Here is an 814-nt window from a genome sequence, read left to right on the forward strand (position 1 = left end):
AAGGTGCAGGATAGTTTAATAAGCATTGTTGGTTCGGTGAAACTACTTTTGGCGTTAATCCTAAGAGGTACCGTTTTCCAAACGTTAGACACGAATCTAACATTTTTAGGTGCAGTACAGGAAGGAATAACGTCTTTTTTGTAGAAATCATTGTACTAACGGTGTATTTAATTTAAGTAGAACTATAGAGTACTATTTAATTTACCTGTCGAAAAGTAGAAATATAGATGGAAAGTAAAGAACGAATTTATGAAGTGCTAGTGTTGAGCGAAAGGGGAGAAGATAAAAATGGTTTATTTAGTGTTAATACATATTATTTCGGCAATTGTTTTTGTTGGTAATATTATCACGGCTGCTTTTTGGAAACTAAAGGCAGAATTTTCTGAAGATGAAACACATATCAACAAAACAGCAAAGAATATTATGGTTGCTGATTATGTGTTTACTTTACCCAGTATTATCGTGTTACTAATTTCTGGATTTTTATTAGCAATAAAAAGTAATTATTCCCTTGATGAAATAAACTGGTTAACAATTTCCTTAGCTTTATTTACCATTACAGGATTGATATGGATTACTCTTTTGTTACCCCTACAAAGAAAAATGATTAATTATAGTGGAGAAGAATTTAATAAAATTGCTTATAAAAAAGCCTCTAGAACTTGGGATGTTATAGGAACAATATCAACGATAATTCCTATTATTATTCTTTATCTAATGGTTGCCAAACCTTTTTAAACTAGAGCTAAAATCACAAGCTGCAAAATAATCAGTTTTTCTTCTTGAACTAAAGGGGCAGGTTAATTGAATTAAC

The 814-nt window shown here is 30.6% G+C and carries 1 protein-coding gene; it reads left to right on the top strand.

The features are described from left to right. Nucleotides 1–288 precede the first annotated feature (288 nt). Nucleotides 289–738, top strand: a complete 450-nt coding sequence (locus tag V7138_RS23500) for a DUF2269 family protein (protein ID WP_335402272.1) — start codon at nucleotides 289–291, stop codon at nucleotides 736–738. The last annotated feature ends 76 nt before the right edge of the window (nucleotides 739–814 follow it).

It is taken from the genome of Bacillus sp. JJ1533 (assembly GCF_036965045.1).
Taxonomy (GTDB): Bacteria; Bacillota; Bacilli; order Bacillales; family Bacillaceae_L; genus Ferdinandcohnia.